Below are 25,751 nucleotides of genomic sequence, written 5' to 3' on the forward strand. Positions count from 1 at the left end.
AGCTATAAACGCAAAAAATCCATCACAAAGCAAATATGTGACAACACATAATTGCTTCATGATGGATGTATATCGAGCATTTACTAATACTTTTTACCAATCCGTCAATATTAATAAGATAAGTAGCACCCATACTTTTCAAAAAAGCATGAACACCACTTTTACAAGTTTAGTACTTTTAGTTTTCACTGTCAATGCAGTGGAAACTATTAATATAGATTGGTAAAAACTTTGATGTTTATAAAAGCAAAAATAGGCTCGCTTTCCGCGGGCAATCCGCGAGCCTCCTCGGTCGCTAACGACCTGCTGGGTCTCGCCTGGCTTGCTTTTCCCGCAGGACGTTGAGATTGCATCGGTGAATGGACACCGCACGAAGAAAATGCGAATGCATTTTCGAGGATCTCGCCTATTTTTGATCATAGTTTCTTCAACTTGCTACAAGCTCTTGGAAAAGAGTGATTTAAAAAGGAGTACAGTTTTTAGTAATAAGGGAATCGGCTTCCTTTTCAGCGGACGAACCGCCAAGCCCTTTTTTTCTGAAGGACATTGAACCATCTTCCAGGATAAACATCGAAAGGAAATCTAAATGCACCATCGAAGAGTGTCGCGGATTCCTTACAATAAAACAATAAAACAATAAAATGCGTCCTAAACAAAAGAAACCCAGGTCATAGACCCGGGTTCCTAAAAGGTATTATTTGTAGATTACGACAGAGCCAACAGACTTGTCAGTAGATTGACCATTTACACGAACTTTTAGACCAAATTTGCCGAGATTACGGCCGGCATCTGGCATAAATTTATTTGCAAATGAGTTGCTGTCATCAAACAACGATACTGCAGGCAGGCTTGGAGATGTTAATGTCTGTAAACCTGGATAATTCAGATTCAAACCGGAAGTTGGATTCAATCCAAAAGCAGCATCAGCAATATGATAGCGTGTGCTTGCCTCTGGAGATGTTCCATCCGCAACATTCCATCTCAAGTCATTGCTTAGGTGTGAATCGACAACCCCAAGGAATCCATCACCAGGGTGACCTCCAGCTGACACCGGACCAGTCCAGTTGTCAGTATAACTTGGATCAACATACCAGATCACTAATCCACCATCGTAGCTCATTAGTGACTTTCCACGTGCTATGTGCCCTAACCCTTGGTCAACACCGTTATGGCTGCGCCATTCTAATAGATAGTAATGGTCTGAATATTTATTTCCATCAGATTTAGTAAATCCATTCAACACAAATGGTGAAGTTGCATTCTCAGCACTATCTTCTACTACTGTTTGACCATCTGCTACAACTTTAAGATTATCAACATAGAATCCTGCATAAGAGGAACCCCAATCTGTTGCATAGCGAAGACGAAGTTTGATTTTCTGTCCTTTATAATCAGATAGATCAAATGACTGGGCTTGCCATCCGTTTGAATTACCTGTAAATCCAGGCATTGAATTTAAGATTGTTGGGTAACCTTCAGGAACAACATCACTGCGAGTATGATTGTTACCAAGAGACTTCCAGGTAGCTCCATTATCTGTAGAAACCTGTACAAATCCAAAGTCCCATTGTTCTTCTATATCATACCAAGCATCAAATGTTAATGCAGCAGATGATTTACCTGTTAAATCAACATCAGTAACCATATTTGTATCTGACTCATCTGCTTGACCGCCCCAATATTCATGCGTTCCACCAGCAGGCGTATTTACAGGAGTTTTCTTTTGAGGCAAATTCACTTGAATAGCCTGATTATTTTGTCCAAGTGGTGAGTTTGCTTGGTCAAGAAGGAATTGAGTTCCTTTTGTAGATACTTCATCCCACTTAACAACGGTTGGTGCAGTCCACTTACCACCCAATGTAGATTGGAAATAAGATTTGGCAAATGGAGAGAATCCTGAAGGTTCAGCACCTGGGATTTTTCCTGCCCATGAACCGCTTGCCATAATGGACCAGTAGCCGATTGCTTCCCCAGTACCTGAGTAAATTGTATCGTATTCATCTGGAAGACCTAAGTCATGGCCATATTCATGAGCGAATACGCCGGTAGCCCCATCTTCAGGCATCATTGTATAATCGTAGAATCCAGGTAACCCTTTTCCAAGTCCATCTGGGTCATAGAATACGGCTGAACGGTGTGACCAAATAGATTTGTCACCTAGCGAGCCACCTCCTGCTTCCTGTCCCATGCCTGAATGTATAATTTGTAAGTGATCTACTAAACCATCTGGCTCCCAAAAGTTTCCGTCACCATCAAGGTCATGCGGATCTTCCAAATCATAGTTCTGGAGAGGAACACCTGCAGCCTTAGCGGCATCTAATGTGTCCTTCACTAACTGTTTAGAACCACCTGGCGTTACGTTATCGTGACCTCCAGTAGCTTTGTCAGAACCATAGTATGCGGCTGTTCCCGGTACTTTAAGCCATCCATAAGCTTGACCATCGACTGTATAAGTACCACCAGATTGTTCTTCATAGAATTGCTTCTGTGAAACTTGATTTTCTCCATTAGGGCCTTTATACTCACCCTCTTTACCAAAAATCATTTTTTCATAGTGATCAGTATTGTAGTCTGCATAATAATTATCTGTCTCACCGGGCTTAATATTGTTGTGTGCTACATCGGAATACTCCACCATTAATGTAAGTAATTTCCCCTTCTTCTGTATTCCCGGAGATGTACCTTCCTCTACAGGATCAGGATTCCCCTTTAACTGCCCATTCTTATTACCTTTTCCTTTTAAAAGACCATTGTTAAAATCCTTAAATTTATGTTGTTTCTCTGAATCTGCCGCTTTTACTTTTGCAGCAAGAGGATCAGATTGTTTTACTTTATCCTCTTTACCCTTTACTGCAAGATAGTTGTTCAGAGCCTTCTGCTTTTCAGCAGCACTAGCACCTGCAGGAATGACTCCTCTTTTAATCAATGATTCTAGCAATTTTTCATCATTGACAATTGATAAATCCAAAGACCCGTAAGATTGGGAAACATTTGTCTGAGCCTGAACCTTATGTAGTGGGCTGGTTCCTGCAGTATTAAAATAATTTCCAGGGAACCCTGAGAATAGTGTTCCGGCGATAACAGCCGTTGTCAGACCTGACTTTAAAAATTTGTTCAATGAATTACCCCCTCAAAATTTGTTATTCACATATTTATAATATTTGGAAAATTATTATTTTGCAACAGTATGAAAGTTTCATTTTCTGACAATTAAAACAATTTTTCTCCCACTTTTGGACTATTTTTCTATTTCTAGTAATCTTTTGGTAGGTTTTTCTACCTTTATTTGTAGGAAAACCTACTTATATGTCTAAAAGAAATTTTCCCAATAAATTGAAGGCATAAAAAAAAAGGGTGGACTTTTCCACCCTGTTTTCCCTATTCTATTTCCTCACCATCATTTAACTTCTCCAGCATTGTCATTGTATCTACCAGATGGTTATTGAAAATTTGCCTTGCTATTGTAAGTAATTCTACTATCATCGGGTCTCTCAAAGAATAGATAACCCGATTGCCCTCTTTTGTTCCAGTAACAATATTTTTGGCGCGCAAAACAGTCAGCTGCTGGGAAACTGCTGAGCCCTCGCTCCCAACCAATGCCTGAAGTTCATTGACGTTTTTATCTCCTTCTGAAAGGAGTTCTAATATACGAATACGCAGTGGATGGGCGAGCGCTTTAAAAAATTCCGCTTTAAACCGCTGCATTTCAAGATTCAAAATGTATTTCCTCCCAAATTCTTCTGATAAACTGGACTGGGAATTCTGTTACCATTAACGCTATCTGTCACAGATAACTTTTTGCATTCCCTAAAAGCAAAGTGTTTACAGCCAAGGCATTTATTTTTATCCAATTGTTTAAGTGAGAATTGAATAGCTTCTCCTGTATGGATAAAAAATTGTTCTGAACCAATAATCTCATACAATCCTGTTTTCTTCAACACACTTAAAGGCTGTGGATTAATTCCAGAAATCAAGACCAGACCACTTTTGGAAAAATGGCTGATCACGCTTGCAAGATTGGCTTCCCCCGTGGTATCCATAAACGGTACCTTTCCCATCCTGAGAAGCAATACCTTTGGCCTGTAATTAATTGTGCTCATAATTGTCTTTTCAAAGGTTTGCACAGCTCCAAAAAACAGCGGTCCTTCTATATTAAAAATACTGATTTGGGGGCAGTCGTGTGTATCGCTAACCATTTCAGGCTGAATTTTTTCATTCTTATGCCCTGGATTAGGCAGGCTTTTGGCAATAATCGTCACATCACTCATCCGCTTGGCAAAAAGAATAACAGACAATATCAGTCCTGCTTCAACAGCTGTGGTTAAATTGAAAAATACAGTTAATAGAAATGTTAATAATAGTATAAGTGAATCGCCTGTTTTGGTTTTTAGAACATGATAGAAAACATGCCTTTCACTCATATTCCATGCGACCACCATTAAGATTGGGGCCATACTTGCCAATGGGATATTCGATGCATAAGGTGCAAAAAACAGCAAAACTAGTAACACAACTATTCCATGAATAATCCCTGATAATGGGGATACTGCACCATTTTTAATATTCGTAGCGGTTCTGGCAATTGCCCCTGTAGCAGGAATCCCCCCAAATAAAGGAGCGATCATATTAGCAATTCCCTGGCCAATTAACTCACGATTACTGTTATGGCGGCTGCTCGTCATTCCATCGGCTACGACAGCTGACAGCAGCGACTCAATTCCTCCGAGCATTGCAATAACAAAGGCGGGTCTAATCAAGCCTGGTATGTCATTCCACTCCATTTTGGGTATTTGGAATTGTGGCAATGAATTGGGAATCTCCCCAAAACTGGACCTAATTGTCGCGACTTGGCCTGGATAAAAAATCATTGCTGCAAGTGTTGATACAACCAATCCAATTAACGGTCCAGGAACCTTTGGAACCAGCCGTGGGGTTAAAAGAACTGCAAAAAGACAGATGATGGCTGTTAATACACTATAGAAATTAATTGTATCTATATGGCGGACAATCTCTCCTATATTTTTTACAAACTCCTCATGCTTTTCAATACCAGATAGCCCAAAAAAGTTGGCAACCTGCCCCGTAAAAATAATGACGGCTATTCCTGTTGTAAATCCTATCGTAACAGGCCGCGGTATAAACTTTATTAACGATCCGAGCTTAAATAACCCCATCACAAATAAAATTATTCCCGCTAGAATGCCCGCCAGTAAAAGCTTTTCATAACCGTAACTCATGACGATTCCGAAAAGAATCGGTATGAAAGCACCAGTCGGTCCGCCAATTTGATATTTTGATCCTCCAAATAGAGCTATCAATATCCCCGCTATAATCGTTGTGTAGATGCCATATTCCGGTTTCACACCTGAAGCAATCGCAAATGCCATTCCCAATGGAATGGCAATAACTCCTACAATGAGTCCCGATTGAATGTCCTTGCTCAAACTTCTTAAAGAGTAGTTCCTGAACCTGTCATGCATCAGCCAGTTGTTTTTCATAAATACCCTTCTTTTAATTTAATTTGAATATCTGATTATTTGAATATACAACAATAAAGTATTATTGAATAGAGGTCTTTGCAATTTAAAGTTTTATTTTTTTGGCTCTACCCTGAAGTACGTGTTGATAACTGTTTTTTTTATTCATTTGTGTTTGTTAAAGTTTCTTGCTAACTGGAAGGTTATTTTACATAGATACAAGAATTTATTTTTATATGGAGTCAAACGAAGGGAGTGCAACAATTGGAAACTCTATTAACCTACCAGGATGGAAAGTCCAATAAATTCTGGAAGATAAAGACCTCCGGAAAGTCTCTAATGGTGTCGTATGGAAAGATTGGCACAGCTGGATCCGTAAAGACCAAAGAATTTGATACCGAGGAAGCCTGCCAAAAAGAATGTGAAAAGCTTATCGAATCAAAACTAAAAAAAGGATATGTTTTGGATTCATCTTCGCAGGGAGTTATCAAAGAAACTGCCTTCACAGAACAGGAATTTTGGGAACTCATTGATAAATGTAAACAAAGAGGCAGTGATATAGAAGAACAAATGGAATGGCTCACTTCCTGTTTATCAAAAAAAGCTGTGAAGGATATAGTTATGTTTGATTATACTTTTAATCAGATTTACGAGAAATCTTATACGTCAGAACTGTGGGCTGCGGCATATATTTTAATGGGAGGATGCTCGGATGACTCCTTTGATTACTTTCGGGCATGGGTCGTGTATTTGGGAAAGGAAACTTATCAAACAGCTTTGGAAAATCCCGAAATCTTGCTGCCTTATTTAAAGAGACTCCAGGAGCAAGAAGAAATACCAGAGTTAGAGGATTTACTTTCTGTTGCCTGTTTGGCTTATGAGGAAAAAACTGGGCTTGATGATGATCAGTATTATCAACTATATAATCAATTGACTAATGATGATTACAAAATTAATCCTGAAATAGAATTGGACTGGGATGAGGATGATTCAGAGGGCCTTTCTATTAAATTTCCAAAATTGTGGGAAGCATTTGGCGAAAATCCTTTAGGTTAGTGGTCTTATATAACAAAGAAAGAAGGGATTACGTTTGGTTTGGTTATTCATTTTGATTGCTGGACTTATCCTCTTTGCTATTCTGATTGACCATAGAAATAAAAAAATAAATAACAGCTCTGGTGTTACTACAAATCCAGCTGCTAAACCTGGAGAAAGTTCCAATTACACAATGGGAGACAATCATTTTACACACGGAGAATAAGCCGCCACTTGGAGGCTTATTCTTTTTTATAGGTTATGTGTAAAGCCCATTGAATTGAGCATCTATATTGATTGTAGCAGAAGGCGCGAGACTCCTCGGAAACGCTATCGCATTTCCTTCGTGCGTGGGCGATCTCAAGGAAGCCATTCAATGTCCAGCGGGAAAAGCGGGCCAGGGGAGACCCCCGCAGGCGAAAGCGCCGAGGAGAAAGAAGAACGGAAGCGCCTTGTTTAGCCCCGACAAGCGCTGGAGGGCCTGACGGTGAAGTCGTTTTTTACTTCAAAGTCAGGACCGAAGCGACCTCGAGGGGCTAGGCGCTGAGTTTGACAGGCTCCCGGGTCGCCCGCGGAAAGCGAGTGCCGTGAGCGAAAATCAACATAAATGAATGAAATAAATGTCTTCCACAGTATTTCAAAGTTGAGCCTCTTATAAAATTTACAAACCAAAAACAATACCAAATGCAAAAAAAAGACTGGTGCTCATCACCAATCTCAAAAGGGAAGTTTTTGAAAGCAAGGCTTGTTGAACCAACTTTCAATTAAGTTACCTTTATAATAAAGCACACTTTTGAAGAACTTATAGAGAAGTTATGTGGAAGTTGTGAAGATGATAATTCTTACTCCTAAAAGAGGAGCAGTTTTAATACTCTCAAATTTAGTTTATAATTAAATTTAATTAAGTAACTTTATCACCATGCGGAGGAATATCAATGGACAAGAATATGATGACTGGCAGCTTTCAGCTGATGAAATCAATCAACCGGTCATTAATTTTAAATATTATTCGCGAAAAAGGACCTATTTCCCGAGCGGAAATTGCAAAAGTAACAAAACTTACCCCTCCTACTGTCAGTAATTTAGTTAAAGAATTATTGGAGGATGATATAGTAGTAGAACGTAATCTTGGAGAATCAAGCGGCGGCCGAAAACCCACCATGCTGACCTTAAATTCAGATAAATTCTTTGTAATTGGGCTGGACATTGGGTCGCATGATTTAAAAGTAATACTATCTTCAATTGAAGGAAAAATTATTAAAAAGGATATTTTCCCTATCCCTGAAATTCTAACTAATGAAACGCTGCTAACTTTAATGAAGACTGCTATTTATTCCATAAAAAATGAGAAAATAGTTGAAGATGGAAGGATTATTGGAATTGGCGTAGGAATGCACGGAATTGTAGATGTAGAAAAAGGCATTTCTGTTTTTGCGCCTAATTTAAAGCTTCAAAATATCCATATAAAACAGGGATTGGAACAGGAATTCCAAATAACGGTTAAGGTTGAAAATGACGCACGGGCCATGGGCCTCGGTGAGCTATGGTTTGGCAGCGGAACAGGCATTGACAGCTTTGTTTGTATTAATGTAGGCCGTGGTGTTGGTGCTGGAATAATCATCAATGGCAGACTTTATCATGGAGATCATTTTATAAGCGGAGAAATTGGACATATGGCAATTGATATTGACGGCCCTATATGTACCTGCGGTAATAAGGGATGCCTTCAAACCTTTACCTCAGGCCCAGCAATAGCTGATTATGTAAAAAGTGAGTTACGTCTCGGTCAGGCAAGCATTTTACCAAAGCTAGCTGGCCAAAAGATCGAGAAGATTACTGGGGAGCTAATCTATAAGGCGGCCTTAGAGGGTGATCAGCTGAGTATCAATGCTCTTGCTCAGGCTGGCAGGTATCTTGGAATTGGTTTAACAAATCTAATTCATCTCATTAACCCAAGAAGGATTATCCTTGGCGGCGGTGTTTCAAATGCAAAAGAGTTCGTTCTGAATAGTGTGATTGAAACTGTTAACCAAAGAGCCCTAACAAAAGAGGCCAAACAAACAGAAATTATCGTATCAAAGTTCGGCAAAGATGCAACAGCGATGGGAGCAGTCGCCCTTATTTTGACCGAATTATTTTCACCAAAAGGAACAGAAACAGCTGCCGCCCATTAAGGCGGCAGCTGTTTTAATAAGTGTAAAAACAAAGAATCCTTGTGCCGCTAAGCACAAGGATTCTTTACGTTCTTTATTTATTATCTTCATAACCGTTTGGGTTAGCACTATGCCATTTCCAAGCCGTTTCAATGATTGTTTTTAAATCATTGTATTTTGGCTTCCAGCCGAGCACATTTTGAGCTTTTTCAGAAGTTGCAATAAGTGCTGCAGGGTCTCCGGCACGCCTAGGGCTGATGACCTCTGGAATTTTATGTCCAGTAACTTCTCTGCTTGTTTCTATAACCTGTTTAACAGAAAAGCCTGTTCCATTTCCAAGATTAAAGACATCGCTTGTATCATTCTTACGTAAATGATCAAGTGCAAGCCAGTGGGCATTTGCCAGGTCCATAACATGAATATAATCACGGATGCATGTGCCATCTTCTGTTGGATAATCATCACCAAAGATTCCAATGGATTCTCTTTGGCCAAGGGCTACCTGAAGAATGATGGGAATCAGATGGCTTTCAGGATTATGGTCTTCGCCAATAATCCCGTCAGGATGGGCACCAGCCGCGTTAAAGTAGCGGAGGGAAATTGATTTTAAGCCATACGCCTGGTCACACCAGCGGAACATTTTTTCCATTGCCAATTTTGTTTCGCCATAAGGATTGGTCGGATTAGTTATATCACTTTCCTGAATGGGAACTTGTTTAGGCTCGCCATAGGTTGCAGCTGTCGAAGAGAAAACAATTTTCTTCACCCCATGGTCAATCATGGCTGATACCAAGGTATGAGATGCAATCAGATTGTTTTCATAATAAGGAAGTGGCTGCTGGACGCTTTCTCCTACAAGGGAACTTGCCGCAAAATGAATAACTGCGTCAATCTCATGTTTGCTAAAAACAGAATCAAGAAAGCTGCGGTCACGAAGATCTCCCTGATAAAAGGTTCCGCCTGTTACTGCCTCTTTATGCCCTGTTCTGAGGCTGTCAACAATAACTACTTCTTCACCCTGATTTAAAAGTTCCACCACTGTATGGCTGCCTATATATCCCGCTCCGCCAGTTACTAAAATGGCCATTTCCATTCCTCCTTAAAATACTTCCTTTGCTCCATCACCAATCTCACATACATAAAAGTCAGGATCGAGTTTGGTTTTTAATGAATAATTGTGAGCTACTTTTTCTTTAAAATCATCTACAGCATCTTCTTTAACAAGGCTGACATTGCAGCCACCAAAGCCTGCTCCGGTCATACGGGTTCCAATACACCCTTTAACTTTTGCTGCTTCTTCAAAAAGGGTATCAAGCTCAAAGCCTGTTACCTCATATAAGTCTCTAAGTGATTCATGTGATTGCTTCATCATTTCACCAAAAGAGACCAGATCATTTTCCTGCAGGCTTTTTGTTGCTGAAAGAACACGCTCATTTTCAGTTATTACGTGCTCTACACGCCTGCGAATCGTTTCGTTTTCAATATGATTTTTAACCTTATTCCAATTCTGAAGACTAACATCGCCAAGCGATTGTACCTCAGGTAAATAGTTTTTTATAATGGCCAAGCCTTCTTCACATTCACTTCGGCGCTCATTATATTTGGAATCTGCGAGACCGCGCCGCTTGTTTGTATTGGTTATAACAAGTTTGTACCCATCAATCTTTACGGGGACATATTGATACTCCATGTTATCACATTTAAGCATCATTGCGTGATCCTTTTTCCCCATTCCTACTGCAAACTGGTCCATGATTCCGCAATTAACCCCAACGAAGCGATTTTCTGCCCGCTGCCCAAGCTTTACAAGCTCAAGCATAGGAATATCAAAGCCGGCAAGCTTGCTTAGAGCCAGTGCTGTTACAAGTTCAATAGATGCAGAAGACGATAAACCAGCTCCATTAGGAATATTACCATAGAATAATATATCTGCTCCAGAGTAGCTTTTGTTTTCATCTTTGGCAAACTGGATCAGTTCATTTAACACACCCTTTGGATAATTGGCCCAGTCATCATCTTCGCGGTAAATAAGCGGTTCTGATACACTGCACTCCGCTTCAGTAGGAAAATTTGCTGACGCAAACCGATAAACATTATCCTTCCTTGGAGCTGCCGCCGCCCATGTGCCAAATGTTAAGGCAGCTGGAAATACGTAGCCCCCATTGTAATCCGTATGTTCGCCTATTAAATTAACACGGCCAGGAGCAAAAAATACCCTGACTCCCTCGTTATAGCCATATTGTTTTTGAAACAACTCTTTAAGCTCTGAAGCATTCATTTAAATTACCTTCCTTCTAGGATTCTTTTTAAAAATAAGCTCTTTCTTTTAGACTATTGAACACTCTTTTCGAGATGCTTTAAAAAATGCAGAAAAGCCTGCTTGCCATCCTTGGTTCGTTTGAAAACTCCGGCATGTTCCAGTACAGTTTGGAATTTCCTGCCTACTTCCGTTTCGATTATTTTTTTTATATTTTCAAGATTGATAGATGAATAATGCTTTAGAATTTCACGGCTCCAATCCCAATGCTTCAGAATGGATTCATCCCAATTTTCTTTAGGAGTTTTTTCTAACAGGTATTGAGAAAGCTTTTCTAATTCCCCTTCCAGTCTCCCAGGAAGTACAGCTAGGCCCATTACTTCAATAAGTCCAATATTCTCTTTTTTAACATGGTGTACTTCCTGATGTGGATGAAAAATACCGAAAGGATGCTCATCCGATGTACGGTTATTTCGTAATACTATGTCCATCTCAAAGTCCTGGCCGCGCCTTCGTGCAATCGGTGTAACCGTGTTATGGGGGACTTCTCCGCTGAAAGCAAATACCTCAGCATTAGGATCACTGTACTGCTGCCATCTCTTCCATATGAACTCGGTTACCTCTTCTACTTCCTTTTTATCCCCTCTTACCCTTAAAACAGACATCGGCCAGTTAACGATTCCGATTGTAACTGAAGGATAGGCTGGAAGAGTAATAGTTTCTTCCATATAGGCTCGTTCAATAGCGAATTCGTATCTTCCCCCCTGGAAATGATCATGGGAAAGAATTGAACCTCCAACTATTGGAAGGTCTGCATTTGAGCCAACAAAGTAGTGAGGAAACTTTTCAGTAAACTCCAACAGTCTTGTGAAGGTTTCCCGCGATATTTTCATTGGAAGATGCTGTTCCCTGAATACAATGCAGTGCTCGTTATAATAAACATATGGTGAGTACTGTAGACACCAATCCTCGTTATTAAGAGTGATGGGTATTACACGGTGTGTGGCTCTGGCTGCATTTCTTATGTTTCCCTTATATCCTTCATTTTCCCAGCAAAGCGCACAGGCCGGATACGATGCTGCCGGTGCATTTTTCAAAAGGGCAATTTCTTTCGGATCTTTTTCCGGTTTCGATAAGTTAATCGTAATGTCAATCTCCCCATATGGTGTTGGAGACTTCCATTGTTTATTTTTGCGTACCCTGTCCTCGCGAATATAGTTCGAGGCTAAAGAAAGATGGTAATATTGATTGGTTGCAGTTTCTGGACTTTCCTTATAATTTTGCTTAAATTCACGGACTACTTCTGAGGGCCTTGGCATCAGGCAATTCATAATCTCAGTGTCAAAAATATCTCTTTCAGTCGTTGTATTGGAAACAAGAAGGCCACTTTCTGCTGCCCAGTCTAAAATTCCGCCGAGTATATCGGAAATTTCCAGGAGGGTTTCATGTATGTCAGTATCCTTCCAATCCTCCAAACCAAGCAAGGCAAGGATTCTGTTTCTTGAATAAAGAACATCGTCCACTTCGATTAACTTTTTCCTAACTCCGTATTCAATTAAGTCCTGGATATATTGATATATGTCAGTCATAAAAAACACCTCTATTCTAAGAAGTTGGCTTTATAAATCCTTCGAAAAACTAACTTAATTAAATTAATTAATTATCTATCCCTATAATAGAACTTTTCCTTGTTTTTTACAATCCCTTAATTTAAATTGCCGTGTTTTTATACAAAAAGAAACCGGCAGGGCTTCTCCCTGCCGGATCTTTTTATTATGCGTAAGCCTTGCTCTCCTCATTGCTGAAAAAGCTCTTCATAGCATTGAATACATCTGACTTTTGCTTCAAAACATAATAGCGGAAATCGTCATTCTTAATGTTTTTATAAGCAGACATCAAAGTAGAATGTCTATTATACTGATTGACCTCGCCGTAACCGAACATATTGGAGACCTTCATCAATTCTTCAACTAATTTCACGCATCGGGCGTTGTCTGATGTTAAATTATCTCCATCTGAAAAATGGAATGGATAAATATTAAATTTCCTTGGATCATATTTTGTATCAATTAATTCGAGGGCCTTTCGATATGCTGAAGAACAAATGGTTCCGCCGCTTTCCCCCTTGGAGAAAAAGTCTTCTTCTGAAACAATCTTTGCTTCTGTGTGGTGAGCGATAAATTCTATATCTACCTTCTCGTACTTCGTCCGTAAAAAGCGTGTCATCCAAAAGAAGAAGCTGCGTGCCATATACTTTTCCCAAATGCCCATCGAGCCGCTTGTGTCCATCATAGCCAATACGACTGCTTTGGACTCCGGCTTTATCGTTTCATTCCAGGTTTTAAATTTTAAATCGTCTTTGTAGATTGGATGGAAGGCCGGTTTCCCTGCCATCGCGTTCCTTTTGAATGCAGACATCATGGTCCGCTTCTTATCTATATTTCCCATAAGACCAGTCTTCCGGATATCATTGAATTCAATGTTCTCAACGATTATTTCCTGCTGCTCTTTCCTTTTTAGATTTGGAAGCTCCAGCTGCTTGAACAGCGCCTCTTCCAGCTCCATCATGGATACTTGCGCTTCAAAGTAATCCTCACCTGCCTGGTCTCCAGCACCCTGACCTTTACCCGGTCCTTTTTCATTGCCAGAACCATCCCGTGCGACCACATCCCCAACTTGGCTGTCTCCGTTTCCCTGGCCCACATGTTTGTTTTTATCATAATTATAGCGAATCTTGTATTCGTCCAGAGAACGAATTGGAATTTTAACCACATCGCGACCATTTGACATGATAATGCTTTCTTCAGTGATTAAGTCTGGAAGATTATTTCGGATTGCCTCCTGTACTTTTTCCTGATGGCGCTGCTGGTCATCGTGGCCTTTACGGTGGAGGGACCAATCTTCTCGCGAAATCACAAACTGGTGGCTACTCTTATCGGTCAATGTAAACCCCTCCTTATTCACTTTTTTATTCTGTTACACTGTTTTGGTTTTTTATGCATACACTAATTTCGACTGCCCAAAATACAAAGTAATGAAAAGTTGATTACTCTATCCTATGCAGGTTTGGCGAATAATTTACAAATAATTTTGACAATTATTTCGTGTATAGAAAAAAAGGCTGACATAAAAATCAAAAGCCGCATTTAACCCCCATGGGCCGTCCGGATGAAAGACATTTTCTTTCTGACCACCCGACTTGTGCCCATCAAATTCAGTTGAATGGCCGTTTCCTTCTGGACCAATCAGCTTTAGCCCTTCATAAACCACGTGCCCACCCCAGAGCCCACGCCTCTTGGAAGGTGCCAGGCACAATTTTGTCCCAGAGATGCGTCTTTCACATTTCACCAAGTTTTTCTCTAGTTGCCAGAGAATACAGTGGCAAAAAAATAAAAACCCCCACACATTGTGTGGAGGTTAGTCATCTTCAGGTTCATGCTGTATTGGATCCGGGTATTTTTGGTAGTCTTCTTTTAACTCCTGATTCGTTCTGCGGTTTTCCATTTGTTTGCCGAGGTTTTTGATGTCTTCCATATCTGGTGCCATAGATCCATTATCGGGTTGATAATTTTTATCAAGTTCTTTTGCCATGTTTTATCACCTCTAATGCTTCTTTTCCCTTAAGAGGGGATTTCTAAACAAAAAAGGCCAGCACCATAAGTACCAGCCCCTTTGTTCTATCGATTTAATAAGCTTCCCACGTACCTTAAAAGGTCGTTCGCGGAAGTTGTATTGTAGCCGTGTTCATCTACAAGTCTAGCCACAACATTATTAATTTTCTTCAGCTGCTGTTCATCCGGTGTTTTTGTGGAGGTCGTAATTTTTACAACATCCTTCAAATCAGCAAATAGTTTCTTCTGGATGGCTTCTCGAAGCCGATCGTGGGAGTTATAGTCAAACCGCTTGCCTTTTCTGGCAAATGCTGAAATTCTAATTAATACTTCTTCCCTGAACGCTTTTTTTGCATTTTCGGAAATGCCAATTTGCTCTTCAATTGACCGCATTAGCTTTTCATCCGGACTGATTTCTTCTCCAGTCAGCGGATCGCGAAGCTTCGCTTTATTGCAATATGCCTCAACATTATCTAAATAGTTATCCATTAATGTCTTCGCAGACTCCTCATACGAATAAACAAAGGCCTTCTGTACTTCCTTCTTGGCAATGGTGTCGTACTCTCTTCTGGCAATAGAAATATAATTCATGTAACGCTCACGCAGTTCAGCCGTTATGGATGGATGGTGATCCAAGCCGTCCTTTAAGGACCTGAGAACATCAAGAGCATTAATGGAAGGTATTTCTTTTCTGATTATGGTGGAGGAAATACGGTTGATTACGTAACGCGGATCAATACCGCTCATACCTTCATCGGCGTGTTCTTTTTGAAGCTCTTCAATATCAGCAGAATTATAACCTTCTACGTTATCACCGTCATACAGGCGCATTTTCTTAACCAGATCAATGTCACCCTTTTTCGGCTCTTTCAGCCTAGTAAGAATTGTGAACATGGCTGCGACTTTTAAAGTATGAGGGGCAATATGAACATCTGCAACATCGCTTTCCTGGATCATTTTTTCATAAATCTTTTCTTCCTGGGTTACCTTTAAATTATATGGGATAGGCATAACGATAATCCGCGAATGAAGAGCCTCATTCTTCTTATTAGAAATAAAGGATCTGTATTCTGTTTCATTCGTATGCGCAACTATTAATTCATCCGCGCTGATCAGGGCAAACCTTCCTGCTTTAAAGTTTCCTTCCTGAGTCAGTGAAAGCAAATGCCAGAGAAATTTTTCATCACACTTCAGCATTTCCTGGAACTCCATCATTCCCCTGTTGGCTTTATTCAATTCACCATCAAACCTGTAGGCTCGCGGGTCAGATTCAGAACCAAATTCTGCAATGGTTGAAAAGTCAATACTTCCTGTTAAGTCAGCAATATCCTGGGACTTTGGATCTGAAGGACTAAAGGTACCGATTCCAGTCCGCCTGTCTTCGGAAAAGAAGATTCTTTCAACTAATACATCCTCAATCCGGCCCCCGTATTCCTCTTCGAGCCGCATCATATTCAGCGGGGACAAATTGCCTTCAATACGAATTCCATATTCCTCAATAAAATCAGTACGAAGATGATGCGGAATCAAGTGGAGTGGATCCTCATGCATTGGACAGCCTTTAATCGCAAAGACGGAGCCTTTGTCTGAACGTGTATAAGCCTCTAATCCCCGTTTCAGCATGGTAACCAATGTGGATTTACCTCCACTTACAGGACCCATTAATAATAAAATACGTTTTCTAACATCTAGCCTTTTAGCAGCAGGGTGAAAATACTCCTCAACAAGGCGTTCCAGTGCTTCCTCTAGACCAAACAGCTGGTTGCTGAAGAATTTATACTTCTTTTTACCTTTAACCTCTTCAATTCCAGCATCTTTGAGCATATTATAAACCCGTGAGTGTGCAGATTGAGCAATCCATGGCTTTTCTTTCAGCAAGTTAAGATAATCCCTGAAACTTCCTTCCCAGCGAAGCTTTTCCTCTTCTTCTCGATAGTGTTCAATCTTTTTTAAAATATCCATTAGGTCAGGTCCTCCCCCTGTCGCTTTATCAGAGACGATTAATATACTCTATGCTCATGTTTATTTGAACATTCTCATTACCAGTTAATCCCAAAATACTTTTCCTTCATGAAAAAATAAGCTTTACGTTTTCATAGGCTAGGAAATAGGCTATAATGTTACTATATGTTTGTATAATAAAAATGCTAAAAAGGGGGCTTACATAATTATGGGTACTGTACTAGTCGTCGCTGTTATGATTACTTTTATTGCTGCCATATTTACAGCCGGATACAATGATAAGCCAGGAACACCAAACAAGTAAGTGTAAATAAAAAAGGCTGCCATTGGCAGCCCTTTTTTATTTTGACAAAAAAATTTTTTAATGCAAATCCATTTTATTTTTTTGAACAAATTCTTTCATGTACATACGCACGCGTCTTTCAAGCATTAATGCCATCTGCTCTGTCCAGCGGTCCTTCCGTTTGCCCTCTGTTCTTTCCTCATAATAACTTGAAATCAGAGCATCATATTCATCCAGCTGTCTTTCGTATACCTCTTTATCCTGCTGATACTCTTCTTCATGGTATACATGCTCCAGCGGAAGACGTGGTTTAATATCGGGATCCTGGTCTGGATAACCCACCGCCATTCCGAAAAGCGGGATCACGCGTTCAGGCGTTTTTAAAATTTCTTTTACCTCTGGAAGATTATTTCTAATTCCCCCTATATAACAGATGCCCAACCCGAGAGACTCTGCTGCAACAGCTGCATTTTGAGCTGCAAGTGAAGCATCGATAAGGCCAACCATAAATTTTTCCGTGCTTTCTATAGAAGGGAGAACATCCTTTCCTTCTCTTTTTCCAATTAGCTCATGCCTGTGAAGATCAGCGCAAAAAACGAAAAAGTGCCCGTTGTTGTCAACATAAGACTGGTTTCCAACAAGTTCAGCGAGCTTTCGCTTCTTTTCTTTATCTTTTATACCAATAATCGAATAGGCTTGTACAAAGCTAGAGGTCGAAGCCGATTGGGCAGAACCTACAATCAGCCTAATCTGTTCATCTGTTAAAGACTGATCCTTAAACTTCCGAATAGAACGGTGGCTTTGTAAAAGTGAAATAACGTCATTCATTTCAATTCTCCTTTCCTCATACCAAAATAATTCAACCCAAACACTATGTAAAAAATAAAGAAAACAAGGCGGCTGCCGAGCTTTGTAACGGCAGCGCATATTTGTACTAATTACTCTCTAAACGGTACATCCTCGCCTTTTCTTCGTGCGAGGCAAAGCCAGCTAAGCTTTCCTTGTCCTTTGCCTTTGCCTTTGCCTTCGCCTGACTAGGATATCCAGCCCGTCGTTCGTTCAGAATTTATGAATATTCTCTGATTAGGCAAACAGGCCGCTTGTCGACCTGTTTTTAATCGTTAAATTCTTTTAAAAGACCTGGGTAGTTTTGCTGGCGCAGCGCCTCGTAAACAAGGATTGCAGCCGTATTTGAAAGATTTAAGGACCGAATATTATCATTCATCGGGATACGAAGACTGGTTTCTTTATTTTTTTCCCTTACTTCCTCTGGCAACCCGGTTGTTTCACGGCCAAAAATAAAATAATAATCCTTGCTCGGATCACTATAATCAAAAGAAGAATGCGGCTTTTTCCCAAACTTGGTCAAATAAAAAAATTGACCGCCTTCATTCTTTTCATAAAATTCATCCAAGGAATCGTAATAAGCAATTTCCACGTGCTCCCAGTAATCTAATCCCGCTCTCTTCAGCATTTTGTCGTCGGTAGAGAAGCCAAGGGGGCGGATTAAATGAAGCCTTGTTCCAGTTCCGGCACAGGTTCTCGCGATATTTCCAGTATTAGAAGGGATTTGCGGCTGATATAAAACTACATGCAATGCCAAATTTTTCACCTCATATAAATAAATCTAACAGCTATTATACCACTCCTGCCCTCTCATACAACCGAACTTACCTCTCGCCCAAGATCGAATAGAACTTGTATTTAATATTAGGGGTATAGGCCGTCGAGTCTGTATATGCCCAATACCTCATCCGGCTATTGTAAGTGTGCGCATTGACTAGAGGCATTCCGTTTGCATCCTTGGCTACAACAATCGTATTGTGGTCAAAGCGTCCATCTCCCTGAAAATCATAGCAAATAACATCCCCAGGAAGAAGCAGCTCTGGCCTGCTTACTAATTTTGCCCCTAGCCCCGATTTAGAATTGTCCAGAAAGAGTCTCAATGAATTTGCCACTGCCCAGCTATAACTGTAATTTTGCCCCTTGATCCACCATCCCGTTTGACGGTTTGGATAACCTCTCATAGGCACACCACCTGCGTGCAGGCATTGGGATATAAAACTAGTACAGTCATTTTGAAATTTTCTATATGCAGGGTTGTAGTCATTCCACCATCTCTCAGCGTACTGAACAGCTCTGAGCCGATTGTATTCAAATGTACCTCTGTCATCATTTTCTTCTTCCTGCCGCCAAAGGTCAGGTTCGCTGTCTATCTTTATGCTACCATCATCAGGTATAATTTCATTGTCTTCCACCAAAACATTCTTATAAAATTTAGCTTCCCTTTGCTCAACCTCTTCCTCTATATAAAGAGTTCCCTTCTGTTTGATTAAATATTGAAAATGGAGCTGATATTTGGCCTTGCTAAACTCTTCATCTGCGGCTTTTTCAAGTATCTTTCCTGTCGCTTTTACCTTTACGATCTCTGCTGATCTTTTCATACAGGCGTCAATTTTTAATTGTGCTTGTTCCGAAATTTCCTCATCTCTCGATGCACTTACATAATGCTGAATTCTTTTTTCCAAAAAATCCTGAAGCTGCTTACGCATATATCATCGCTCCTTTCTTTTCATACATATGATAGAAAAAGCAATTCAATCAAAAAAATAAAGGAGCCAGTGTTTAAACCAGCTCCTTTGCCAATTTCAGGCCTTTTTCAATTTCTTCCAGTACTTCAGGGTCCTTTTCTTTAAGCATAGCTATCTCAAGTTCATTTTGAGCTAACTCCCCGCCAATTTTTCCGATTGCCCAGGCAGCAGTTCCGCGAATAACTGGCCGAGGATCATCCTTCATAGCCTCGATTAATTGCTCTAAAGCGGATTTGTCTCTAAAAAATGCTAAGGCAAGGATCGCGTTACGCTGAATAGGTTTTTTTCCTCTCCACGATCCTGAAACGTAGCCAAACCTCTCTCTAAAGTCCTTGTTGCTAATTTTAATAAGAGGTTTTAATAGAGGTTTTGCAGCTTCTGGGTCTGGCTCCATTTCTGTATGAAAGTGAAAATTCTTTCCCTTGTTAACGGGGCATACTGTTTGACAGGTATCACATCCGTAAACCCTGTTACCAATCTCCTCCCTGAATTCGTCCGGAAGGAATCCTTTTGTTTGGGTAAGGAAGGCGATACATCTATTAGCATTTAGCTGTCCTCCCTGGACTAGCGCACCGGTTGGACATGCATCAAGGCATTTCGAACATGTTCCACACTGATCCTCGATAGGCTTGTCTGCCTCGAAGGGTAAGTTTGTAATCATCTCACCTAAATAAACAAACGATCCAAATTCAGGGGTTATAATAGAGCAGTTTTTCCCGCTCCAGCCAATCCCGGCTCGTTCCGCAACCGCCCTATCTGAAAGCTCTCCGGTATCGACCATGGACTGCAGCTTTGCTTCAGGCAATTTTGTTTTGATAAACTCTTCTAATTTCCTGAGTCTGTCTCTAAGTATATGATGATAGTCCTGTCCCCAGGATGCGCGGCAAAAGATACCTCTTCTTTCGCCCTTTTTTCCCTGAATATGAACAGTCATTTTCGAAGGGTAAGCAAGTGCTATAGAGATAATAGACTGTGCATCTTTTAGAAGGAGCGATGGATTGACACGTTTTTCAGTATCTGGCTCTTCAAAACCGGATTGATAATTTAACTCCTGCTGGCGAACAAGCCTATTTTTCAGCTCTAGAAAAGGAGCAGCGCTCGTAAATCCAATTTTATCAATGCCAATTGTCTTGCTGTAAGCAATTACTTCTTCTTTTAATCGATTGAAATCCATTTACGAACCTCCTTCCCTGTTTAGTTTTATATAAAGGCGTCAGCCTGTATGGTTAATGATTACATCTTATTTATGATAAACTATTTTTAATGAATTTTGGAGGGTGAAACAATGGAAATTACTCTGTCATCCCAGTTAAAAGAGCTGGTTCCCGGCTTTAAAGTGGGAATCATTCAATACAGCGGTATTACAGTTGGGGATTCGCCGCAAATGCTAAAAGGAAGGCTTCAGCTCTTTCAGGAATCCATCTTTTTTGAACTTGAGGACAAAAGCGTTACTGACCTGCCAGGTATACAGGAATGGCGCAGCATTTTCAAAATGACGGGCAAGGACCCAAACCGCTACCGCCCTTCCTCAGAGGCACTATTCCGCAGGATTAAAAAACAAAACTACCTTACCTCTGTCCAAAGTGCCATTGATATTAACAACTTTTTTTCGCTGCAATACCAGGTGCCTATTGGGGTTTATGATGCAGATAAGTTGAGTGGTGCTGTTGAAATTCGAGTTGGCGCACAAGGAGAGGAATATGAGGGGCTGAACGGAAGAACTAATTCTTTAGAAGGTCTGGTGATTTCCGCAGATGACGAAAGCCCTTTTGGAAGCCCATTCGTCGACTCGGCCAGAACACCAGTAACTAAAGAAACAAAAAATGCCCTGCAGATTATTTATTTATCTCCATCCACAAATGAAGAAAATGCAAGAAATCTCACCGCGTCACTTATGAATATGTTCATACAGATTCATGGCGGTGATGGAACATATGATGTTTTGGGATGCTGATGCATCCTTTTTTTGCAAAAAGCATCTCTTTTACAGGACATGAAAAAACGCAGCGCTTCATTATTTTTAACGAAACACTGCGTTGGCTATGTATGGAGCGGGTGATGGGAATCGAACCCACGACATCAGCTTGGAAGGCTGGAGTTTTACCATTAAACTACACCCGCATATTTAAATGCTCTTAACGAATCAACTACTATATAATACAAGATTTTTCCGATTTGGTCAAGAGGTTTTTGTGGAAATTTGTCGAATTTATTTCGTATTGAGAGGGAATAAGGGCCTGTAACAAAACTTTATACAGAAGAAAGGATGTGAAGGAATGTTAATAAAATCGCGAAATGAACCGGAAGAATTATTATTATTAAGGATCCTGAATACACGGTGGAACCTCGATCCAAAGGAGGCTTCGAATTACTTGCACTTGAAAAAGGCTATTTAGGTGAGAAGCAATATGATTTGTTATTAAAAGATCTTACAGGTGATTGGCTGATTTTAAATGATCTTTTGTTTGATTGTAATAACACCTTATTTCAAATTGATTCTTTATTGATTTCTCAAAGTACCATTTACCTCTTTGAAGTTAACACGATTTTTTGAACAGTTATCTAGAAAATCCGCCAAATTATATGGCAAGCCGTTTAAACTTGCCGAAAGATTGACCTCATTACACTTGAATGAATCTCCCTATTCTCGAGTACCTGCATATACTTTTGAACAAATTAAAAAAGGGATTACCTGTTCATCCTGTCATTCTTTTATAAGGGAATTCGATACAAAGATTTTAGTTTGCAATAAGTGCGGCTACAAAGAAAGTATATCAGCCGCCATCCTAAGAAGTGTTGAAGAGTTTAAACTTCTGTTCCCGGATAAGAAAATAACTACGAATGTCATTTATGAGTGGTGTAATATAATTCACTCTAAAAGAGCAATTAGAAAAGCTCTTTATAATAAATACCAAGCCCATGGAAAAGCTAGAGCAATTTATTTTATCTAATCTGAATCACTAAGCACATTCGATGGTCCCCTATTGTTACCCCTTTTACTTCTCGCTACCTTTTTGGGGCACAACACTAACCCTATCGTTACCCCTTTTACTTTAGCAAAGCCATATGGGGTAACAATACTAACCCTATCGTTACCCCTTTTACTTTGGCAAAGCTTTTGGGGTAACAATACTGGGTTCACTATCTCCTCCTTTAGTTATCCATTTTCCATTTATCTTTATTTCCCTCTTCCCTTTTATCAAAAACTAATATCAGTTCATTAATCTTGTTTTTTTCTTCTCTAATAGTTAATAATGTATGTGTTAAAAACTTATGGAGGTGGGATTAAGTATGAGATATGTTAAATTGAAACATCAAGAAATTCCTGCGATTGCACTTGGTACCTGGTCATGGGGAAATGGTGTAAATGGCGGAGATGCTGTTTTTGGTAATAATCTTACCGGTGAGGATTTAAAGCCTGTTTTTGAAGCCGCTATGAAGGCTGGGTTTAATTTGTGGGATACTGCGGCTGTTTATGGAATGGGTGCTTCTGAAACAATTTTAGGAAGTTTTATTAAGGGACGAAACGATTTCTTAATTTCAACGAAATTTACACCTCGAGGAACCCAGCCAGAAGATGCTATGGAAGAAATGCTAGCTGGAAGCTTTGATAGACTCGGTGTGGATTTCACAGATATTTACTGGATCCACAATCCTAATGATGTGGAAAGATGGACATCAAAACTAATTCCTCTTATGAAAAGTGGAAAAGTAAAACATGCTGGAGTTTCTAATCATAATTTAGAGGAAATAAAGTTAGCTGCGTCTATTTTAGAAAAAGAAGGTTTGCAGCTATCAGCCGTACAAAACCATTATAGTCTGCTTTACCGTTCCTCTGAGGAAGCTGGCATTATTGATTGGTGTAATCAGAATAAAGTTTTATTCTTTTCTTATATGGTATTAGAACAAGGTGCATTAACAGGAAGCTATAGCTCCAAAAATCCTTTTAAAACTGGGACAAGAAGAGGAGAAGCTTTTACTTCCGAGGTTTTAGAAAAGCTTGATAACTTAATTGATGTAATGAACACAATCGGAAAAAAACATAACGCAGATCCTGCCCAAATTGCTATGTCTTGGGCAATTGCAAAACATACTGTGCCAATTATCGGTGTAACAAAGCCAAAACACATTGAGAGTGCTATTACCGCAGTCGATATTGTCTTAAATGAGCAGGAAATTAAGGAATTGGAAGAAGCGGCAAAGGCTACCGGAGTTGAGGTTAAAGGAGCTTGGGAAAAAAGTATGACTGAATAAGCCATAAGACATTTTTAAAAATCAGGGAGGTATTCAGATTGACTATTGAAGGTAAGGTTGTTGTTATTACAGGAGCCAGCAGCGGTATCGGACAAGCGGCTGCTGAAAAACTCGCAAGCTTGGGTGCAAGGGTCGTCTTGTCAGCAAGAAGAACAGAACGTTTACAAGAAACAGTCAATCGTATTAAAGAGGCTGATGGTGAAGCCTCTTATTACTCTGCAGATGTCACCTCTCTGGAGGAGATGCAAGACCTGGCAAGTTTTGCTCTTGAAGCTTATAATCGGATCGATGTTTGGATTAATAATGCCGGCTTAATGCCGCTCTCTTTTATGAATAAATTAAAAGTGAATGAGTGGAATCGCATGGTGGATGTAAATATTAAGGGTGTCCTGAATGGCATTGCTGCTGCTATTCCTACAATGGAAAAACAAAAAGAAGGCCATATTCTAAATGTTTCATCTGTTGCCGGACACCGAGTTGGTATGGCTGGTGCGGTATATAGTGGGACAAAGTTTGCCGTCCGCGCGATTACTGAAGGTCTTCGTATGGAATTATCTCCAACCTCTAAAATCAGAACGACCATTATTTCGCCAGGAATGGTAGAGACTGAGCTGTTTGAAACGATCACGGATGAGGATGCTATAGACGCTTTGAAATCACGCGCAACCAGTCAGCCATTAAAAGCAGAGGATATTGCCAATGCCATTGCCTATGCAATCGAACAACCTGAATGGGCGTCTGTGAACGAGATCATCATAAGACCGACTACCCAAGGAAGTTAATGTTAAAGACCACATTGAATTGTGGTCTTTTTTATCTCTTTTTTATTTTTCTTTTTATCCAAAAAGGACTGTATATAATATAAAAGCATAAAATCATCACAAGCTCCAGTGAGATTAAATACCAGGGCCAGGGTCCAAGATAATTTAAGAGTGAAGTACTGGTGGGCTTATGCATGATATACAGGTAATTGGATCCTAACATTTTATTAAGAAAGAAAACAATAACAGCATATAAGTTTACAATAAGCACCGTCATCCATAGAGAGAAAATGGTTGGCCGGTATTTATACGCTACTGCCATAAATAAGCAAGCCAGCACCACACCTCCATGTGAAATGAAAAACTCAAAGTATCGAAAATGCGGAAAAGAGAACTTTCCAAGGTCAGGTGTTAAAATAGCTTGAACAGAACTTCCAAGACCAGCAAAATACATGAATTGAAAAAGTTTATAACTTCTTGTCAATAGCATCACAATGGCCAGAATAACAGCTAAATCACTTAAATGGAGCGGTAAATCTTTATTCTTAGACCAGGCATTCTCATATAAAAGCCAAAGATGCTGCGATATTTCAGTTATGAACAAAAGGAAAGTTAAAGTGAACCCACAAACGTTTCTTTTCCCTTTCTGCATCAGCCTGTATCGATTACTATACATTAGGATGCTGAGAAAAATTAGTATGCCAATTGTCAAAAGGTGCTCCACCGAAAAAAGACGAAATGGTTCAAGGTTTGAATGATATTGAAAAAACACTCTCATCTTTATGTACCCCGATTTCAGTAGCTTGTCCTCTTGTACTCTCCATTTAGGTTTCCCATTCACACAAAATGTCTTCCTATTAATTTTTCTGTATTAAAACAGAAAAAAAACCCAACATAAAGTTGGGGTCTTAATTTTATGATACCGGTGGCCGGGGTCGAACCGGCACTCCAGAGGAACACGATTTTGAGTCGTGCGCGTCTGCCAATTCCGCCACACCGGCATATTAAATTTTTATTGGAGGCGGCAACCGGATTCGAACCGGTGGATAAAGGTTTTGCAGACCTTGGCCTTACCACTTGGCTATGCCGCCGAAGGATTTGGAGCGGAAGACGGGATTCGAACCCGCGACCCCCACCTTGGCAAGGTGGTGTTCTACCACTGAACTACTTCCGCAAATGGCTGGGCTAGCAGGGATCGAACCTACGAATGACGGAGTCAAAGTCCGTTGCCTTACCGCTTGGCTATAGCCCAATAATAAAATAAAAAAGAAAAAAATACAATAACAATATATGGGGCGACTGATGGGAATCGAACCCACGAATGCCTGAACCACAATCAGGTGCGTTAACCACTTCGCCACAATCGC

23 protein-coding genes and 6 tRNA genes are annotated in these 25,751 nt (G+C 40.1%); 8 read left to right on the top strand and 21 right to left on the bottom strand.

All coding sequences use genetic code 11. The features are described from left to right. Positions 1-694: 694 nt before the first annotated feature. From AC3WR0_RS18040 to AC3WR0_RS18050, 3 genes are all read right to left on the bottom strand, one after another. Positions 695-3,118, bottom strand: a complete 2,424-nt coding sequence (locus tag AC3WR0_RS18040) for an immune inhibitor A domain-containing protein (protein WP_492553610.1) — start codon at positions 3,116-3,118, stop codon at positions 695-697. Between the two features lie 260 nt (positions 3,119-3,378). Next, the gene (locus AC3WR0_RS18045) at positions 3,379-3,717 is read right to left on the bottom strand and encodes an ArsR/SmtB family transcription factor (RefSeq protein WP_492553611.1); all 339 of its coding nucleotides are present in this window, start codon (positions 3,715-3,717) and stop codon (positions 3,379-3,381) included. Then, positions 3,714-5,498, bottom strand: coding sequence for a SulP family inorganic anion transporter (locus AC3WR0_RS18050; RefSeq protein ID WP_492553612.1), 1,785 nt, complete (start codon positions 5,496-5,498; stop codon positions 3,714-3,716). Before AC3WR0_RS18050 ends, AC3WR0_RS18045 begins: the two co-directional genes overlap by 4 nt. Positions 5,499-5,741: 243 nt before the next feature. Here AC3WR0_RS18050 and AC3WR0_RS18055 point away from each other — a divergent pair, with 243 nt between their 5' ends. The 3 genes from AC3WR0_RS18055 to AC3WR0_RS18065 all read left to right on the top strand — a co-directional run bounded on the left by AC3WR0_RS18055 (position 5,742) and on the right by AC3WR0_RS18065 (position 8,686). After that, complete coding sequence (locus AC3WR0_RS18055; protein ID WP_492553613.1) at positions 5,742-6,533, top strand: DUF4240 domain-containing protein; 792 nt, start codon at positions 5,742-5,744, stop codon at positions 6,531-6,533. A gap of 34 nt (positions 6,534-6,567) precedes the next feature. Then, a complete protein-coding gene (locus AC3WR0_RS18060) occupies positions 6,568-6,738 on the top strand; it encodes a hypothetical protein (protein ID WP_492553614.1) in 171 nt (56 codons plus the stop codon). 721 nt (positions 6,739-7,459) lie between these two features. Continuing rightward, positions 7,460-8,686 carry an ROK family transcriptional regulator gene (locus AC3WR0_RS18065; RefSeq protein ID WP_492553634.1) on the top strand — a complete coding sequence of 409 codons (1,227 nt, stop codon included), beginning with the start codon at positions 7,460-7,462 and terminating at the stop codon, positions 8,684-8,686. Between the two features lie 73 nt (positions 8,687-8,759). Here the strand turns inward: AC3WR0_RS18065 and galE are convergent, their stop codons facing one another. The 11 genes from galE to queG form a co-directional block, all read right to left on the bottom strand. Next, positions 8,760-9,752: a UDP-glucose 4-epimerase GalE gene (galE, locus tag AC3WR0_RS18070; protein ID WP_492553615.1), complete on the bottom strand. Its 993-nt coding sequence runs from the start codon at positions 9,750-9,752 to the stop codon at positions 8,760-8,762. A gap of 12 nt (positions 9,753-9,764) precedes the next feature. After that, complete coding sequence (locus AC3WR0_RS18075; protein ID WP_492553616.1) at positions 9,765-10,943, bottom strand: galactokinase; 1,179 nt, start codon at positions 10,941-10,943, stop codon at positions 9,765-9,767. Positions 10,944-10,996: 53 nt separating this feature from the next. Then, complete coding sequence (galT, locus tag AC3WR0_RS18080; protein WP_492553617.1) at positions 10,997-12,511, bottom strand: UDP-glucose--hexose-1-phosphate uridylyltransferase; 1,515 nt, start codon at positions 12,509-12,511, stop codon at positions 10,997-10,999. A 184-nt stretch (positions 12,512-12,695) separates the two neighbouring features. After that, entirely contained in the window at positions 12,696-13,865 is a 1,170-nt protein-coding gene (yhbH, locus tag AC3WR0_RS18085) for a sporulation protein YhbH (protein ID WP_492553618.1), read from the bottom strand. Positions 13,866-14,000: 135 nt separating this feature from the next. After that, a complete protein-coding gene (locus tag AC3WR0_RS18090) occupies positions 14,001-14,192 on the bottom strand; it encodes a hypothetical protein (RefSeq protein WP_492553619.1) in 192 nt (63 codons plus the stop codon). Positions 14,193-14,339: 147 nt separating this feature from the next. Next, entirely contained in the window at positions 14,340-14,513 is a 174-nt protein-coding gene (locus AC3WR0_RS18095; RefSeq protein WP_492553620.1) for a hypothetical protein, read from the bottom strand. An 86-nt stretch (positions 14,514-14,599) separates the two neighbouring features. After that, a complete protein-coding gene (locus tag AC3WR0_RS18100; protein WP_492553621.1) occupies positions 14,600-16,495 on the bottom strand; it encodes a PrkA family serine protein kinase in 1,896 nt (631 codons plus the stop codon). A 361-nt stretch (positions 16,496-16,856) separates the two neighbouring features. Then, positions 16,857-17,606, bottom strand: a complete 750-nt coding sequence (gene nfsA / locus AC3WR0_RS18105) for an oxygen-insensitive NADPH nitroreductase (RefSeq protein ID WP_492553622.1) — start codon at positions 17,604-17,606, stop codon at positions 16,857-16,859. Positions 17,607-17,892: 286 nt separating this feature from the next. After that, a complete protein-coding gene (gene trmL, locus AC3WR0_RS18110) occupies positions 17,893-18,381 on the bottom strand; it encodes a tRNA (uridine(34)/cytosine(34)/5-carboxymethylaminomethyluridine(34)-2'-O)-methyltransferase TrmL (protein WP_492553623.1) in 489 nt (162 codons plus the stop codon). Positions 18,382-18,448: 67 nt separating this feature from the next. Next, the gene (locus tag AC3WR0_RS18115; RefSeq protein ID WP_492553624.1) at positions 18,449-19,330 is read right to left on the bottom strand and encodes an amidase domain-containing protein; all 882 of its coding nucleotides are present in this window, start codon (positions 19,328-19,330) and stop codon (positions 18,449-18,451) included. A 73-nt stretch (positions 19,331-19,403) separates the two neighbouring features. Next, positions 19,404-20,543 carry a tRNA epoxyqueuosine(34) reductase QueG gene (gene queG, locus AC3WR0_RS18120; RefSeq protein WP_492553625.1) on the bottom strand — a complete coding sequence of 380 codons (1,140 nt, stop codon included), beginning with the start codon at positions 20,541-20,543 and terminating at the stop codon, positions 19,404-19,406. A 111-nt stretch (positions 20,544-20,654) separates the two neighbouring features. Here queG and AC3WR0_RS18125 point away from each other — a divergent pair, with 111 nt between their 5' ends. Continuing rightward, the gene (locus AC3WR0_RS18125; protein ID WP_492553626.1) at positions 20,655-21,323 is read left to right on the top strand and encodes a B3/B4 domain-containing protein; all 669 of its coding nucleotides are present in this window, start codon (positions 20,655-20,657) and stop codon (positions 21,321-21,323) included. Positions 21,324-21,416: 93 nt separating this feature from the next. Here the strand turns inward: AC3WR0_RS18125 and AC3WR0_RS18130 are convergent. Further along, a tRNA-Gly gene (locus tag AC3WR0_RS18130) sits at positions 21,417-21,490 on the bottom strand. Between the two features lie 217 nt (positions 21,491-21,707). Here AC3WR0_RS18130 and AC3WR0_RS18135 point away from each other — a divergent pair. The 4 genes from AC3WR0_RS18135 to AC3WR0_RS18150 all read left to right on the top strand — a co-directional run bounded on the left by AC3WR0_RS18135 (position 21,708) and on the right by AC3WR0_RS18150 (position 24,405). After that, the gene (locus AC3WR0_RS18135; RefSeq protein ID WP_492553627.1) at positions 21,708-21,923 is read left to right on the top strand and encodes a nuclease-related domain-containing protein; all 216 of its coding nucleotides are present in this window, start codon (positions 21,708-21,710) and stop codon (positions 21,921-21,923) included. Continuing rightward, complete coding sequence (locus AC3WR0_RS18140; protein WP_492553628.1) at positions 21,901-22,320, top strand: DUF6671 family protein; 420 nt, start codon at positions 21,901-21,903, stop codon at positions 22,318-22,320. The genes AC3WR0_RS18135 and AC3WR0_RS18140 overlap by 23 nt, the downstream gene beginning before the upstream one ends. 340 nt (positions 22,321-22,660) lie before the next feature. Next, positions 22,661-23,623, top strand: a complete 963-nt coding sequence (locus AC3WR0_RS18145; protein WP_492553629.1) for an aldo/keto reductase — start codon at positions 22,661-22,663, stop codon at positions 23,621-23,623. Positions 23,624-23,661: 38 nt separating this feature from the next. Beyond that, on the top strand, positions 23,662-24,405 hold the full coding sequence (locus AC3WR0_RS18150) for an SDR family oxidoreductase (protein WP_492553630.1): 744 nt from the start codon (positions 23,662-23,664) through the stop codon (positions 24,403-24,405). Between the two features lie 31 nt (positions 24,406-24,436). Here the strand turns inward: AC3WR0_RS18150 and AC3WR0_RS18155 are convergent, their stop codons facing one another. The 6 genes from AC3WR0_RS18155 to AC3WR0_RS18180 form a co-directional block, all read right to left on the bottom strand. After that, positions 24,437-25,162, bottom strand: a complete 726-nt coding sequence (locus tag AC3WR0_RS18155; protein ID WP_492553631.1) for a YwaF family protein — start codon at positions 25,160-25,162, stop codon at positions 24,437-24,439. 142 nt (positions 25,163-25,304) lie between these two features. Continuing rightward, positions 25,305-25,385, bottom strand: a tRNA-Leu gene (locus AC3WR0_RS18160). 15 nt (positions 25,386-25,400) lie between these two features. Continuing rightward, positions 25,401-25,475, bottom strand: a tRNA-Cys gene (locus AC3WR0_RS18165). A gap of 8 nt (positions 25,476-25,483) precedes the next feature. After that, positions 25,484-25,558 (bottom strand) — tRNA-Gly (locus tag AC3WR0_RS18170). A 3-nt stretch (positions 25,559-25,561) separates the two neighbouring features. Next, positions 25,562-25,636 (bottom strand) — tRNA-Gln (locus AC3WR0_RS18175). Between the two features lie 39 nt (positions 25,637-25,675). After that, positions 25,676-25,751: transfer RNA gene (locus AC3WR0_RS18180), tRNA-His, on the bottom strand.

The organism is Neobacillus sp. FW104-15D2 (assembly GCF_058790155.1).